This is a genomic window from Sphingobium sp. OAS761 (genome assembly GCF_024168485.1).
Classification (GTDB): Bacteria; Pseudomonadota; Alphaproteobacteria; order Sphingomonadales; family Sphingomonadaceae; genus Sphingobium.
In genome coordinates this window covers 13,212-28,174 of sequence record NZ_JALJVY010000003.1, presented here as the reverse complement: position 1 = coordinate 28,174, position 14,963 = coordinate 13,212, and the positions used below count along the sequence as shown (strand labels likewise).

Genomic DNA, 14,963 nt, shown 5'->3' with positions numbered 1-14,963 from the left:
GGTCGGACCGCTCGTCAGCCCTTCATTTCCTCCAGCTCCAGTCCCCGCGTTTCGTGGACCATGGCCCGCACGAAGAAGAAGGAGATGAACGCCGAAGCCGCGTAGAAGCCATAGGTTATGACAAGGCCGATCGAGGCGGCCAGCGCCGGAAAGCTGACGCTGATCCCGAAATTCGCGATCCATTGGGCAAAGCCCGCGACCGCAAGGCCGGAACCCCGGATCTGGTTGGGGAACATTTCGCCCAGCATCACCCACATCACCGGACCCCAGCTCAGGTTGAAGAAGATGACATAGAGATTGGCAGCGATCAGCGCCGCCGTACCGGCCGCGTCGGATAGCTGAAGCGAACCGCCCTCCAGCGTGCCCGTGGAGAAGGCGATCGCCACCGTCGAGAGGCTGGCCGCCATACCTGCCGAGCCGATGAGCAACAGCGGTTTGCGGCCAATCCGGTCGATAAGGACGACAGTGGTCAGGCAGGCCAGGATGGACAGGCTGCCTGACAGAATGTTGATAAGCAGGGCATCATTTTCGCTGAAGCCGACAGACTGCCACAGCACGGCCCCATAGTAGAAGACGACATTGATGCCGACGAACTGCTGGAATACGGCCAGGCCGATGCCCGCCCATACAATCTTGCGGACTTTTCCGGTCGACCGGTCAACCAGATCGGACAGCTTGGGCCGATGGTGATCGGTTGCCAGCGATGCGTCGATTTCCGCGATCTTGCGGCCTGCTTCGGCGGGACCGAACAGGCGCGTCAGTACGGCGCGGGCCCGGTCATGCTGCCCCCGTGCGACCAGGTAGCGCGGGCTTTCGGGGATGAAAAGCAGTGCGATGAAATAGATGACCGCCGGAATGCCCTGCATCCAGAACATCCAGCGCCAAGCGGGATAACCAAGCCAGAATTCGGCCTGTGAGCCGCCCGCTGAGGCGGCAAGCGCATAATTGGCGACAAATGCGCCTGTCAGGCCGGTGATGATCATGATCTGCTGGATGCTCGACAGGCGGCCACGGATCGAGGCCGGCGTCACTTCGCTGATATAGACTGGAGACAGGACGCTCGCTGCTCCGACACCCAGGCCCCCGATGAGGCGGGCGAGGATGAAGAAAGACGAAGTGGGCGCCGCACCGGCGCCGAGCGCGCTGAACAGGAACAGAATGGCCGCGATCATCATCACGCTCCGGCGGCCGATGATGTCCGCGAGACGCCCCGCGCCGAAAGCGCCGAACGCGCATCCGACAAGGATCGCCCCGACATTGAAGCCCGTGCCGAGCTTGCTCAGGTCGAACGCATGTTCAAGGCCGTCCTGCGTTCCGTTGATGACGCCACTGTCGTAACCGAACATGAAGCCGCCAATCGTCGCTACCGAAACGATGGCGGCGATAAAGGCCATATTGACTTGTCCTGACACATTTTCGCGCATTTCATTCCTCCCCCTCGGCGCGCGCCATTCTGTCCGGGCGCCGCGCTTCAATCTTGTTCTAACTGTTGATAAGTGCCGCTTTCGGCGCCGGAAGGCCCGGCACATCGACCTGGAATGTGAAAAGGTCGCCGGCATCGGGCTGCTGCAAGCGCTCGGCTGCCGAAAGCCCCTTTCGGGCGGTTGTCGCATAGGCGGTGCAAAGATCCGCGCCCCCGAGCGCGATCTTGGTGATATTGGCCACGGGAAAGCTTATTGTGGCGAGCAACTCGCCCGTCGGCGCGTAGCGATGTGCCTTCCAGCCGCCGAAAAGGCCGATCCAGATGCAGCCTTCGGCATCGACGGAAGGTCCGTCGGGATAGCCGTGACTTGGGTCGATGGCGACGAGGCAGCGGCCCGAAACCGGCAGCCCGTTTTCAAGTGAATAGGCATGGATCGTTCCGCCCAGCGTATCGACATGATAGAGAATGCTTCCGTCGGGCGACAGCGCCGGACCGTTGGTTATCGCGCACGGTGGAATGGCGGTCGCGACGACTTCACCACCGGCGAAGCGATAGACGCGGCCTGTCGCGCGCGCCTCGCCATCGTCCATGGTGCCGAACCAAACAGCGCCCGAAGAGTCGGTAACGGCGTCATTGAGCCGGTTGCCAAGCTCAGGCACCTCGGGTTCAACGAGCAGTTCGAAGCCACCGCTTGAGGGATCGAACATATGAATGCCGCTTTGCAGCCCGGTCATCATCCGGCCGTTTCCGCTAGGGAAAATCCAGCCGGGCTGCGCGGGTGCTGCCCAGCTGTCGAGGCGATTGGCCTCAGGGTCAAAACGGTGGATCTTCAAATCCTTTATATCGACAAACCAGAGCTTTTGTTCGGTGTCGGACCAGCACGGCCCTTCGCCCAGTTTGGCGCCGACCTTGCAAACGGATTTGGCCGAACCTGTAATCACCGCCAACCTGCATCGACGAAATATTGCTGGGCGGTGCACATGCGCGCATCGTCGGAAGCGAGAAACAGGGCAAGTGCGGCGACATCTTCGGGCTGGATCCGAGCCTTGAGGCACTGGGCTGACACGATCTCCTTTTCCTCCTCCGCCGTATACCATTGCTGCTGACGTGGAGTCTGGACGTTGCCGGGAACGATCGTGTTGACGCGAATATTGTCCGGTCCAAGATCACGCGCCAACCCCCGGGTTAGACCCTCTATCCCGGCCTTCGCAGTTTGATAGAGGACGAGGTCGGCAAGCCCGAGATGCCAACTGATCGATCCGAGGTTGATGATGGCGCCGCCGCCTGCTCGCCGCATACCCGGAACGACCGCCTGTGCGGCGAAGAACAGGTGCCGCAGGTTTATCGCAATGCGCTCGTCCCAATATTCGGGCGTGACATCATTGACGCGGTGGCGGTCGTCGTTGGCAGCATTGTTGATCAGAACGTCAACCCCACCGACTTCCTTTTCAAGCTGGGCGATCGTGCGTCTGATGGCGTCAATGTCACGCAGGTCGCAATGGCGATATATGGGGGCGTGGGCAGCCTTGGCAGCGAGGCGTTGGACGAGTGTCTGCGACGGAACGTCCAAAATGTCGATAAACAGGACGTGCGCGCCTTGACGCGCAAAGGCCTCGACAAGCGCTTCTCCTATGCCCGCGCCACCGCCGGTCACAAGCACACGCTTGTCCGCCAGGCTGGGATAGGCGGCATGTTCCGCAGTTGGGGATTTGATATTCAACAACAATGATCTCCGGCAAGAACGGGAAGGTGGAACGGACGGATCGGGTTTGGGTCAACCATGCGCGCGCCCTCCGTTCGTCTGCAACAGGCCACGGCTGGCAAGGTTCGCCATCAGTGCAGTGATCCCCTCCTTCCACGGGGCGGCGGCCTTCGATGTCGTGACGCGATTGACCAACGTACCCAGGCTCGGTGTGGAGATCCGCACGACATCTCCAACCTTGTGCGTGAAGCCGCGGCCGGGCTGGTCCCGGTCCTGCGTCGGCGCGAACAGCGTGCCGAGCATCAGCGCAAAGCCGTCGGGATATTGATGCTCGCTCAGAACCTGACTAACGAGTTCCTCGGGATCTCGGCTGATCTCCCGCATCGAGGAGAGACCGGTCAGGTGAAACCCATCGATTCCGGTAATCGTAAGCTCGACTTGCGCATCGCGCACATCATCCATCGTGAAAGTTCGGTCGAACAGGCGGATGAACGGTCCGAGGGCGCAGGACGCGTTATTGTCCTTTGCCTTGCCCAGCAGGAGGGCGCTACGCCCTTCGAAATCCCGCAAGTTCACGTCGTTGCCCAGTGTGGCGCCCATGATCCGCCCATGCGGGTTGACGACCAGGACGACTTCGGGTTCGGGGTTGTTCCATGACGAATCTGAACGGATGCCGATTTCCGCTCCCCAGCCGACGGTGGAAAGGGTCGGGGCTTTCGTAAAAATCTCGGCATCGGGGCCGATCGCGACTTCCAGATACTGTGACCAGAGCCCCTCGTCGGTGAGTGCCGCTTTGAGCGCGGCAGCCTCTGGTGAGCCTGGTGCGACGGATCGAATGCTGCCTCCGATCCGGCCTTCCAGTTTCGCGCGCACTGCGGCAGCGGCGTCAGCATCGCCGCGCGCTCTCTCCTCGATCACGCGCTCCACCGCTGACAAGGCAAAGGTTACGCCGGCGGCTTTGATACATTGCAAATCGACTGGCGACAGGAGGGGCAGGTCGGGCAGAAGCTCGTCGAGTACACCCAGGCATTCGCCATCTGCAGCAGCAGGGTGCTCCATGGTCAGAAGCGCGGCTACGGTCGGCGCCGTCGCTACCACATCGTATACCAACCCGTCGCGGATCAGGATCGGTGAAGGACCGGCAAGAGTGGAGATTCGTCCGACAAAAGCGGCCGAGCGCCAGTCCGTGCAAAGCAAATCGGTCGCTGAGGGAGCTTCGCTCACCTGTATATCCTCTCTCGCCGGACGTTTATGATAACGCTAACATTTCGTGCAGAGGCTGCGCTGTCAAGCGAATTTCGATCATTTCGGCCAATGGGACGGATAACGGCAGTGGATCAGGCTGTGAGTCTTGGCGCTACATGCCATGGCTAAAATACCTGAGACGCGCCGTGTTTCAATTGTCTGAGCTTGGGCGTCACCACCGGCATGGTGAGCATTGTGCTGGCTATCGCCATCAACAAGAGGGCGGTAAAGGTTTCGGGCGAAATGATCTGCCGATCCAGCAAGATATTGGCAAAGATGATCATGATGAGCGCTTTTGTCTGTAACAGCCAACCGATCAGGGCCGCTTCGCCCTTCGGCCATTTCAGGACCTTGCCCGCCAAGCTCAGGCCGAGAATTTTGCCGCTCACCGAAGCCAGTAGCAGCAGCGCTGCGGCACCGAAAACCGCCAAGCCGCCCGCGTCCCAATTCGTTTTCAATCCCGTGCTCAGAAAGAAGACCGGCATGACGGCCAGAAGGACATGGTCGCGAAAAAGGGCCATCCGTTCCTGGTCGAACCATTCCGCGTCGAGTACGGCGCCCGCGAGAAATGCGCCTACCATGAAGTGCAGTCCGCACCAATCCGCAGCAAAGCCGCAAGCCGCCAGCCAAACAAGCGCGCCGTACCAGCGATCACATTCGGGCAAGCGCCGCGTCACTTTGCGGATGAGCCACGCTGTCGCGGCAAAGCCGATGATAAAGATGGCCTGCCGCCCGATACGATTCCAATCAAGCAGGATTAGGGCCAGGATGCTCCAGATGGCGATGTCGTCCAAGCTCGCATAACGCAGGACGCGTTGCCCCATCGCTTCCCTCAATATTTCGAGTTTTTCCATAAACAGGACCAGAATGGGAAGAGCGGTGACGGCGCAGGCCATGCCGATGCCCAGCACGACTTGCCAGCGCGCGCCCAGCGGTCCGCCCCATCCGTCCTTCAGCGCGAGCAGGAGGATGGCGGCGGCACATCCGAACGCGAGTGGCACCACCAGCGCCAATCCGGCGCACACGCCTGTTTCCAATCGGCGTTGCCATGCCTGTTTCAGGTCGAGTTCGAGGCCTGCGATCCAGACAAAGATCATCACCCCCCACCAGGCGATGCCGTTGAGAGTCTCCACCACAGCGGGGCGGAATATGAAAGCATAGTAGGCCGGGAAAGCGGCGCCGAGCACACCGGGGCCGAGCGCTACGCCGCCGATGATCTGCATCACGACCAGGGGGGCGAACCGATCGATGCTGGTCAGGCGCCAGACAAGATAGGGCAGACTGAAGATGATCAGTAGCGCCAGAAGGAACATTTCCGTTGTCGACATGGTCTCATGCATCTGTTGCGCCCCCTCCCCAAAACGAAAGCCGATCACCGGCCACCGATGGCGGCGACCGACCATTCGGTGCGAATCGTCCCATTTCTCGTACAAAACGGATTGCTTGGTCATCAAGCTTCTGTCGCCACGCACGACATTGCCTCGGCGCGGAACAGCGTTACACTATGAGTATGGAAGATCTGACCGCATCAAAAGGCGCACACTCGGCTCCGGGAGACAAGCGATTGCGCATTCATGGGTCGGTGGCCCACGATTTGGGCGTCGCGATCGTATCCGGGCGCTATTCGCCCGGTGAACTGCTGCTGGGCGAAATCGAGGCGAGCGAGCGGTTGAAGATCTCGCGCACGGCCTATCGCGAGGCGCTGCGGATATTGTCTGCCAAAGGATTGGTGGAATCACGGCCGAAGACGGGAACGAAGGTTAGCCCACGCGCAAAATGGCACATGCTCGATCCCGATGTGCTGCAATGGATATTCGAACTTGAACCCAGCGCGAGGTTGTTGGAAAGCCTGTTCGAACTGCGCCGCGTGGTGGAACCGGAGGCGGCGGCGCTTGCTGCGATGCGACGAACCGACGAGCAGGTCTTCCGGATGGAGCGCGCGCTCAAAGCTATGAAAGAGCATACGCTGGCTACCGACGCGGGGCGCCAGGCAGACCAGGATTTTCACGCCGCGCTGCTGGATGCGTCCGGCAATCCCTTCCTGATTACCCTCACAAGCGGAGTTGGTGCGGCGGTAGCCTGGACGACGGTGTTCAAGCTGCGCCATGCCCCGCTGCGGCGCGATGCCATTCCCGATCATCGCCGGGTGTTCGATGCGGTGGCGGCGGGCGATGATGGTGCAGCGCGCGCCGCTATGACCGATCTTGTCAACTTGGCATTGCAGGATATCACGCCGCTCGCCGAGCCTGACGCGCAACGTCGGAAGGTGACCTTTTCCAGAGATTGACAGCCAATTCGCCATGTCGGTGGTCGCCGTGGCTGATGGCCGTGGTGTGCGGGCATGTCGCGCCTTGCATATTAATGTCTGAGTTATTATCCGGAGACTGGTAGGAAGCTCTGGGAGACACTTGTGACACTTACCGGCGAATTCTTCATTGGGCAGGAGCGCCTGGCTTCCCGCGAGCAATTCCGCGGAATCGAGGCCGAAACCGGCCGTCCGCTGGAGCCGCCGTTCAGCCTCGCGGGCGCCGAGCATGTGAGTCGAGCCTGCGAGCTCGCCGAGGCGGCGGCTAGAGACTATTCGATGCGGCCCCTTTCCGAACGCGCGGCTTTCCTCGAGATGATCGCTGCCAATATCGAGGAGCTTGGGGATGAGCTGTTGGAACGAGCCCATCTGGAAACCGGACTCCCTCCCGCCCGGCTGACCGGCGAACGCGGCAGGACGGTGGGGCAACTCCGCCTGTTCGCGACCGAGGTGCGCGACGGCGGCTGGCTGGGGCTGCGCGTCGATCCCGCAATCCCGGACAGGCAGCCGTTGCCGCGTTCCGACCTGCGCTCGCGTAACGAGCCGCTCGGTCCGGTGGCGGTGTTCGGAGCCTCCAACTTTCCGCTCGCCTTCTCGGTGGCGGGCGGAGATACGGCTTCCGCTCTGGCGGCGGGCTGTCCGGTAGTCGTCAAGGGACATCCGGCGCATCCCGGGACATCCGAACTGGTGGCGGGCGCGATCGCCCGCGCGGTTGCTGCATCGGGTCTGCCCGAAGGCGTGTTTTCCCTGCTGAACGCGGTGTCGAACGATGTCGGGGCCGCGCTTGTCGCCGATTCGCGCATCCGGGCGGTTGGCTTCACAGGCTCGCGGGGTGGCGGCCTCGCGCTGATGAAGATCGCCGCCGCACGCCCTGTTCCGATTCCCGTTTACGCCGAAATGAGCGCGATCAACCCCGTACTGCTGATGCCGGCGGCGCTGGAGGAGAAAGCCGAAGCGCTCGGTGCGGCCTATGTGGCGTCGCTGACGATGGGCGCGGGTCAGTTCTGCACCAATCCCGGTCTCGTGCTTGCGCTGGAGAGTCCGGCGCTCGACCGCTTTCTGGCCGCGGCCGCGCAGGCCGTGTCTGAAGCGCCGGCTGCGACGATGCTGACGCCGACCATCCATGCCGCCTTTGAAAAGGGCGTCGGCCAACTGCTCGACAATGCCTGCGTCGTCCCGCTCGCGCGCGGCAGGGAAGGGCAGGGCCCGCATCAAGGGCAAGCGGCGCTTTTTTTGGCCTCGGCCGACGACTTCCTGGCTGACGACCATGTGTCGCAAGAAGTGTTCGGCGCATCGTCCGTCCTTGTCCGTTGCGCCGGCGAGGCGGCGTTGGCGCGCGTCATCGCAAGGTTGGAAGGGCAGCTTACCGCGACGGTCCATTTCACTGTCGCCGATGAGCCGCTGGTGGCGCGCCTGCTGCCGCAGCTTGCAGAGAAGGCCGGGCGCCTGATCGCCAATGGCTGGCCCACTGGAGTCGAGGTGTGCCACGCGATGGTGCATGGCGGACCGTTTCCCGCCACGTCCGATGGCCGCAGCACCTCTGTCGGAACACGCGCAATCGAGCGTTTCCTGCGCCCGGTCTGCTATCAGGACTTCCCGGCCAGCCTGCTCCCCGATCTGCTCAGGCCGGGCGCGCAGCGAGGGCTTCCGCACCGGCTGGACGGCCGGTTTCTGGCCGAATGATGTGGCGCAGGATAGCGGGACGATGACAATGGCATTGCGGTTGGTACAGTTGCGTAGAGTCGACGGCGGGCGGGTGCTTGCGGCGTGCGGCGAGCACGCGCCGTTCGAGGTGGAGGGCGTGCCCACCAGCTATGATCTGGCGCGGCGGGCGCTCGCGGACGGCGTATCGCTCGCTGAGGCCGCACTCGCGCGCAAGGGCGAGCCGGTGGACCTTGATCTCGCGTTGGACGAGGGGCGCATCCTGCCGCCGATCGACCATCCCGATCCGGCGCACCTCTATCTGACCGGAACAGGGCTCACACATCTGGGCTCGGCCGAGGGCCGCGACAAGATGCACAAGGCTGCGGCCGCCGGCGCGATGACCGATTCGCTGCGCATGTTCCTGATGGGCCTTGAAGGCGGCAAACCGGCTGATGGCACACCCGGCGTTCAGCCCGAATGGTTCTACAAGGGCGACGGCAGCTGCCTGGTGCCGCCCGGTGCTCCGCTCATCTCCCCCGCTTTCGCGCAGGACGGCAGCGAAGAGCCGGAAATAGCAGGCATCTACATCATTGACGACGAAGGCGTGCCGCGGCGCCTGGGCTTTACGCTCGCCAATGAATTTTCGGACCATGTGATTGAGCGCGGCAATTATCTGTGGCTCGCCCATTCCAAACTTCGCCAGGCGGCGATCGGCCCCGAGCTGTTGACCGGCCCGTTGCCGGAGGATGTGCAGGGCATGAGCCGCATCATGCGCGATGGTGAGACAGTGTGGGAAAGGCCTTTCGTCACCGGTGAGTTCAATATGGCCCACTCCATCGCCAATCTGGAATATCATCATTTCAAATATGGCCTGTTCTGTCGCCCCGGCGACGTCCATGTCCATTTCTTCGGGACGGCGACCTTGTCCTTTACCGACAATTTCCCGCTGCATGACGGCGATGTCTTCGAAATTTCGGCCGCGCCGTTCGGCATGCCGCTGCGCAACCCGCTCGGCCGAGCCGAGGCGGCGCAAACGCGCATATTGCCGCTATGAGCGCTCTGCCCATAGCGCTTGCCGGGATCGGCAAGATCGCGCGCGATCAGCATGTGCCGACGCTGGCGGAGAGCGGCGATTTCGAACTGGTCGCCGCCGTGACGGGACACGAGGCGCCGCAGGGGATTCCAGCCTTTCCTGACATCGACGCCATGATGGCCGCCATGCCGCAGGTGAAGGCCATCGCGATCTGCACCCCTCCGCGCGGTCGGCTCGCGCTGGTCGAGCAGGCGCTGGGACACGGGCTTCACGTCATGATCGAAAAGCCGCCGGCGGCGACGCTGAGCGAAGCCGAAGCATTCGCAAGAATGGCGGCCGAGGCGGGACGAACCTTTTTCGCGTCCTGGCACTCGCGTGCCGCCGCAGGGGTGGCGCCCGCTCTTGACTGGTTGCGCGGAAGGACGATCCGGAATGTCACCGTCAACTGGAAGGAAGACGTGCGTTTCTGGCATCCGGGCCAGGAGTGGATCTGGGAGCCGGGCATCGGTGTGTTCGACCCCGGCATCAACGCCCTGTCGGTCATTACGCGGCTGTTGCCGCACGGATTGATTCTCGAGGAGGCGGACTTGCGCTTCCCCGCCAACCGGCAGGCGCCGATCGCTGCCGACCTGCATCTCGACAGCGCCGGCGTTCCGGTTCGCGTCGCGTTCGATTTCGACCAGCGTGGTCCGCAGACCTGGATGATCGATATCGAAACCGATCACGGCCTTCTCACCCTGACCGACGGCGCTTCGCGGATGGCGGTCGATGGAGCAGCCGTCGATGTAGGGAACGAAGGCGAATATCCACGGCTTTATCGCCATTTCGCGCAGCTCATAGCCGCGGGCAGGAGCGACATCGACCTGACGCCTTTCCGTCTGGTGGCCGATGCCTTCCTGCTCGGTCGGCGTACCGTCGTCGAGCCGTTCGACTGGATATGAAGCGGCAATCAGGGAGGGAAAAATGAAGTTTCTGGATCGCGCCGTGCTCGCGGCCTCCGCCATGATCATGGCAACCGGCGCGCAAGCGCAAGTCGATGTGAAGGTCACGGTCGACATCGGCAAGCCGGGGCCGAAGATCGAGCGCGCCGTCTATGGCCAATTTGCCGAACATCTGGGGCGCGGCGTCTATGAAGGTGTCTGGGTCGGTCCCGATTCCGATATTCCCAACGTCAGAGGCTATCGTACCGACGTCGTCGAGGCGCTCCGCAAGATCAAGGTGCCGATGGTGCGCTGGCCGGGCGGCTGTTTCGCCGATGATTATGATTGGCGCGACGGGATCGGCTCGCGCGAAAAACGCCCGATGCGCCTGAACAAATTTTGGGGCGGCGTGCCCGAAAACAATGCCTTCGGCACCCATGAATTCATGGACTTCGTCGAACTGATCGGCGCCGACGCCTATGTTGCGGCCAATATGGGATCGGGCACGCCGCGCGAACTGGCGCGATGGATGGAATATATGACGGCTGGCGGCGCCTCCGCCATGGCGCAGGAACGCCGCGCCAATGGCCGGGACAAGCCCTGGTCGGTCAAATATGTCGGCATCGGCAATGAAAGCTGGGGCTGCGGTGGCCAGATGCGCGTCGAATATGCAGCCGATCTCGTGCGCCGCTTCAGCTCCTATGCCGGGCTTCATGCGCCCGGTACGGTGCGGGTGGCGAGTGGCGCGAATGCCGACGATTATAATTGGACAGAAGTCTTGATGCAGCGTGCCGGGACGCAAGTGGAAGCGATCAGCCTCCATTATTACACCATCCCCAAGGACTGGGCGACGAAGGGGCAGGCGACGGGCTTTGCCGAAGCGGAATGGGCGAGCACGCTCCGGAACGCGCGGGCCATGGACGAACTGGTTACGCGGCACAGCGCCATCATGGACAAATATGATCCCGAAAAGAAGGTGATCCTGGCGGTCGATGAATGGGGCACCTGGTATGATCAGGAACCGGGTTCAACGCCGGGTTTCCTCTATCAGCAGAACAGCCTGCGCGATGCGGAGGTCGCGGCTCTGACGCTCAATATTTTCCATCGGCACACCGACCGGGTGAAGATCGCGAATATCGCGCAGATGGTGAATGTGCTTCAGGCGATGATCCTCACCGACAAGGAAAAGATGGTCCTCACCCCCACTTATCATCTGTTCGACATGTATGTGCCCTTCCAGGGGGCGACGCCCTATCCGGCGACCGTGGCAGCCCCCCCTTATGTGCTGGGCGAGGTCAGCATTCCCTCGGTCGACGTTTCGGCGGCGCGCGGGACCGACGGCAAGCTCTGGCTGTCGCTGGTGAATGTCGATCCCCACAAGGCGATGCGGGTCACAACCAATCTATCCGGCAAGGCGACGGGCCGGGTGCTCACGGGCGCCACGATGGACGCGCACAACAGCTTTCAAAAGCCGGATGCGATCAAGCCGGTCAGCTATTCGGGCAAGATCGTGGGCGGCAAGCTGGTGTTCGACCTCCCCGCGAAGTCGATTGCCGTCGTCGCGGTGGACTAGGATCGCTGCGTTCGACCGGATTCGTCCTTTGGTCGGTGACTGAACAAAAAGGGGGCCCGACGAACAAACGCCGGGCCCCATTAATGGACCGCGTATATATCTACACGCGGCCCTGTGCAGCTCGTATCAATGATTATGGCGGGGCACACCGATGGTCTGCGCGAGCTTCTGATATTTTACGGCCGGTTCCAGCACGGCGCCTGTCTCGATCTGGCCGACGGCGGCGCGCTGCATTTCCTGCCAGGGCGTCTGGTGCGCTGGGTAGCTATAGCCACCGGCCGCCTCAAGCTCCGACCGCCGCCGGGCCAACTCTTCGTCTGAAATCAGCACGTTGGCCTCGCCCTTGCGCAGGTCGATGCGGACCCGGTCGCCGGTCTTCAACAGCGCCAGTCCGCCGTTCACCGCCGCTTCGGGAGAGGCGTTGAGAATGGACGGACTGCCGGAGGTGCCGGACTGTCTTCCGTCGCCGATGCAGGGAAGGGCGTGGATCCCCGCCTTGAGGAGATAGGCCGGCGGCCGCATGTTCACGACCTCGGCCGCGCCGGGAAAGCCGACCGGTCCTGCGCCGCGCAGGATAAGCAATGTGCTCGCATCGATTCCGAGCGCAGGATTGTCGATGCGGTCGTGATAGTCCTCGGGGCCGTCGAACACCACGACCGGACCCTCGAATGCGTCGGGGTCTTCGGGGTTAGACAGGTAACGTTCGCGAAATTCCGGCGAGATCACCGAGAGCTTCATGATGGCGCTGTCGAACAGATTGCCGCGCAGCACCGAGAAACCGGCCGCGGGTTTCAGCGCCTGGCCGAACGGGCGGATCACCCGCTCGTCCTCAATGATCGCGTCCTGGCAATTCTCCCCGATGGTCCGTCCGTTGACCGTGAGCGCGCCTTCCTCGATCAGCCCCTGTTTCATCAGTTCGGAGACCACGGCGGGCACGCCGCCCGCGCGGTAATAATCCTCGCCCAGATATTCGCCCGCTGGCTGGAGATTGACGAGCAACGGCACCTCGCGGCCGAACGTCTGCCAGTCGTCGACCGAAAGCTCCAACCCCAGATGGCGCGCGATTGCGTTCAGGTGAATGGGTGCGTTGGTCGAGCCGCCGATAGCCGAATTGACTCGGATCGCGTTGATGAAAGCGTCGCGCGTCATCACGTCGCTCGGCTTGCGGTCGGTGGCGACCATCTCGACGATCTGGAGGCCAGTGCGATAGGCGCACTCCTGACGGTCGCGATAGGGCGCGGGGATCGCCGCCGATCCCGGCAGCGACATGCCCAGCGCCTCGGCCAGCGAGTTCATCGTCGTCGCGGTGCCCATGGTGTTGCAATAGCCGGTCGACGGCGCGGAGGAGGCTACGAGCTTGATGAAACCCTTATAGTCGATCTCGCCCGCCGCCAGCATCTCACGCGCCTTCCACACGATCGTGCCCGACCCGGTGCGCTCGCCCTTGTGCCAGCCGTTCAGCATCGGGCCGACCGACAGGGCGATCGCGGGAATGTTGACCGTCGCCGCCGCCATCAGGCAGGCCGGGGTCGTCTTGTCGCAGCCGATGGTCAGGACCACACCGTCGAGCGGATAGCCGAACAGCACCTCGACCAGCGCCATGTAGGCGAGATTGCGATCGAGCCCGGCCGTCGGGCGCTTGCCCGTTTCCTGAATCGGGTGGACGGGAAATTCGATCGCGATGCCGCCTGCCTCGCGAATGCCTTCGCGCACACGCTCGGCGAGCACGATGTGATGGCGGTTGCAAGGCGACAGGTCGCTGCCGGTCTGCGCAATGCCGATGATCGGCTTGCCCGACTGAAGTTCCTCGAGTGACAGGCCGAAATTCATGTAGCGCTCCAGGTAGAGCGCCGTCATGTCTGTGTTGGTTGGGTCGTCGAACCAGGCGCGCGAACGAAGCTTGGGTCGCTCGTGGGAAATATCGTCTGTCATGTTCTGCGGAAACCTTCTGGGCCGGTCATTTGCCGGATGAGGAAAAGCGGAAAACCATCTTGTTCACGTAGGTTTGCCCGGGATCGAGCCGCGCCGACGGGAAATCGGGCTTGTTCGGGGCGTCGGGAAACACCTGCGGTTCCAGGCACAGCCCGTCGCCCTGGCGGTAGATGCGGCCGTTCCTCCCTGCGACGCTGCCGTCGAGAAAATTGCCTGAATAAAATTGCAAGCCCGGCGCGGTGACGAGCATGTCCATCACGCGCCCCGACAGTGGATCTTCGAGCCGGGCCGCGGGACGCAATGTTCCTGCCGTGCCGTTGACGATGAAATTATGATCATAGCCCGTTCCGGTGCGGATCTGGTCATCGCGGCCGTCGCGCACGCGCGCACCGATGGCCGTGGGTTGGCGGAAGTCAAAGGGCGTCCCGGCGACCGCCCGCCGTTCTCCGGTCGGAATAAGCGTTGCATCCACGGGCGTATAGCGCTCGGCCTGCAGCGTCAGCTTGTGGTCCATCACGCCGCCCGGTGCGGTGCCGGCCGACAGGTCGAAATAGGCATGATTGGTCAGGTTGACGATCGTCGGCTTGTTCGTCGTGGCGCGATATTCGATCGAAAGCTCGTTCTTCTCATTGAGCGCATAGGTCACGGTGGATGTCAGCGTGCCGGGATAACCGCCTTCGCCGTCGGGACTGACATAGCGCAGCACCACCCGCGCCTCGGAACCGCTCGTCAGCGACTCGACCGTCCATATACGCTTGTCGAATCCATTGAAGCCGCCGTGAAGATGGTTGGGGCCGTCATTGGTTTCGAGCACATATTCCTTTCCGTCGAGGCTGAAGCGCCCCCTGGCGATACGATTGGCATAACGTCCGACGCTGACGCCGAAGAATTGCGGTTTGACCAGATATTCCTGGGCCGTGTCGTGGCCTAGGACGACATCGCCCGGCTTGCCGTCGCGGTCCGGCACTATCAGCGACTGGAGCGTAGCACCCAGCGTAATCACGCCGGCCGATACGCCGTTGGCGTTGGTCAGGGTGATGCGTTCGACCCGCGTACCGTCGGCGAGCGACCCGAAGGTCTGCTTGCTCGCGGTGGCGGCGAGCGTGGGAGAGGCGATGCCGACGGTCATTGCGATCGCTACCTTCCCAATAGTGCCGAGTGTTGCCGTCATAGAAGCCTCTCCGGG

General features: G+C 62.7%; 12 protein-coding genes. 5 read left to right on the top strand and 7 right to left on the bottom strand.

Translation table 11 applies throughout. The annotated features are described in order from the left end of the window. Positions 1–14: 14 nt before the first annotated feature. The 5 genes from J3E64_RS04635 to J3E64_RS04615 all read right to left on the bottom strand — a co-directional run bounded on the left by J3E64_RS04635 (position 15) and on the right by J3E64_RS04615 (position 5,698). A complete protein-coding gene (locus J3E64_RS04635; RefSeq protein ID WP_253340338.1) occupies positions 15–1,424 on the bottom strand; it encodes a sugar porter family MFS transporter in 1,410 nt (469 codons plus the stop codon). Positions 1,425–1,482: 58 nt separating this feature from the next. Further along, on the bottom strand, positions 1,483–2,364 hold the full coding sequence (locus J3E64_RS04630; protein ID WP_253340336.1) for an SMP-30/gluconolactonase/LRE family protein: 882 nt from the start codon (positions 2,362–2,364) through the stop codon (positions 1,483–1,485). Beyond that, on the bottom strand, positions 2,361–3,143 hold the full coding sequence (locus J3E64_RS04625; protein ID WP_253340334.1) for an SDR family NAD(P)-dependent oxidoreductase: 783 nt from the start codon (positions 3,141–3,143) through the stop codon (positions 2,361–2,363). Before J3E64_RS04625 ends, J3E64_RS04630 begins: the two co-directional genes overlap by 4 nt. Before the next feature lie 54 nt (positions 3,144–3,197). Next, positions 3,198–4,349 (bottom strand): fumarylacetoacetate hydrolase family protein, encoded by a 1,152-nt coding sequence (locus tag J3E64_RS04620; protein WP_253340332.1) that lies wholly within the window; start codon positions 4,347–4,349, stop codon positions 3,198–3,200. A gap of 146 nt (positions 4,350–4,495) precedes the next feature. Further along, complete coding sequence (locus tag J3E64_RS04615; RefSeq protein WP_253340974.1) at positions 4,496–5,698, bottom strand: cation:proton antiporter; 1,203 nt, start codon at positions 5,696–5,698, stop codon at positions 4,496–4,498. A 182-nt stretch (positions 5,699–5,880) separates the two neighbouring features. On the opposite strand from J3E64_RS04615, the gene J3E64_RS04610 reads away from it, so the two are divergent. The 5 genes from J3E64_RS04610 (at position 5,881) to J3E64_RS04590 (ending at position 11,845) form a co-directional block, all read left to right on the top strand. After that, the gene (locus J3E64_RS04610) at positions 5,881–6,657 is read left to right on the top strand and encodes a FadR/GntR family transcriptional regulator (protein WP_253340330.1); all 777 of its coding nucleotides are present in this window, start codon (positions 5,881–5,883) and stop codon (positions 6,655–6,657) included. Between the two features lie 123 nt (positions 6,658–6,780). Next, a complete protein-coding gene (locus J3E64_RS04605) occupies positions 6,781–8,358 on the top strand; it encodes an aldehyde dehydrogenase (NADP(+)) (protein ID WP_253340328.1) in 1,578 nt (525 codons plus the stop codon). A gap of 28 nt (positions 8,359–8,386) precedes the next feature. Then, complete coding sequence (gene araD1 / locus J3E64_RS04600; RefSeq protein WP_253340972.1) at positions 8,387–9,373, top strand: AraD1 family protein; 987 nt, start codon at positions 8,387–8,389, stop codon at positions 9,371–9,373. Then, a complete protein-coding gene (locus tag J3E64_RS04595; protein ID WP_253340325.1) occupies positions 9,370–10,293 on the top strand; it encodes a Gfo/Idh/MocA family protein in 924 nt (307 codons plus the stop codon). Before araD1 ends, J3E64_RS04595 begins: the two co-directional genes overlap by 4 nt. Before the next feature lie 22 nt (positions 10,294–10,315). Further along, positions 10,316–11,845, top strand: a complete 1,530-nt coding sequence (locus tag J3E64_RS04590) for an alpha-N-arabinofuranosidase (RefSeq protein WP_253340323.1) — start codon at positions 10,316–10,318, stop codon at positions 11,843–11,845. Positions 11,846–11,971: 126 nt separating this feature from the next. On the opposite strand, the gene J3E64_RS04585 is transcribed toward J3E64_RS04590, so the two are convergent. After that, positions 11,972–13,777 carry an IlvD/Edd family dehydratase gene (locus J3E64_RS04585; RefSeq protein WP_253340321.1) on the bottom strand — a complete coding sequence of 602 codons (1,806 nt, stop codon included), beginning with the start codon at positions 13,775–13,777 and terminating at the stop codon, positions 11,972–11,974. A 25-nt stretch (positions 13,778–13,802) separates the two neighbouring features. Continuing rightward, positions 13,803–14,948 carry an aldose epimerase family protein gene (locus tag J3E64_RS04580; protein ID WP_253340319.1) on the bottom strand — a complete coding sequence of 382 codons (1,146 nt, stop codon included), beginning with the start codon at positions 14,946–14,948 and terminating at the stop codon, positions 13,803–13,805. Positions 14,949–14,963: the final 15 nt, after the last annotated feature.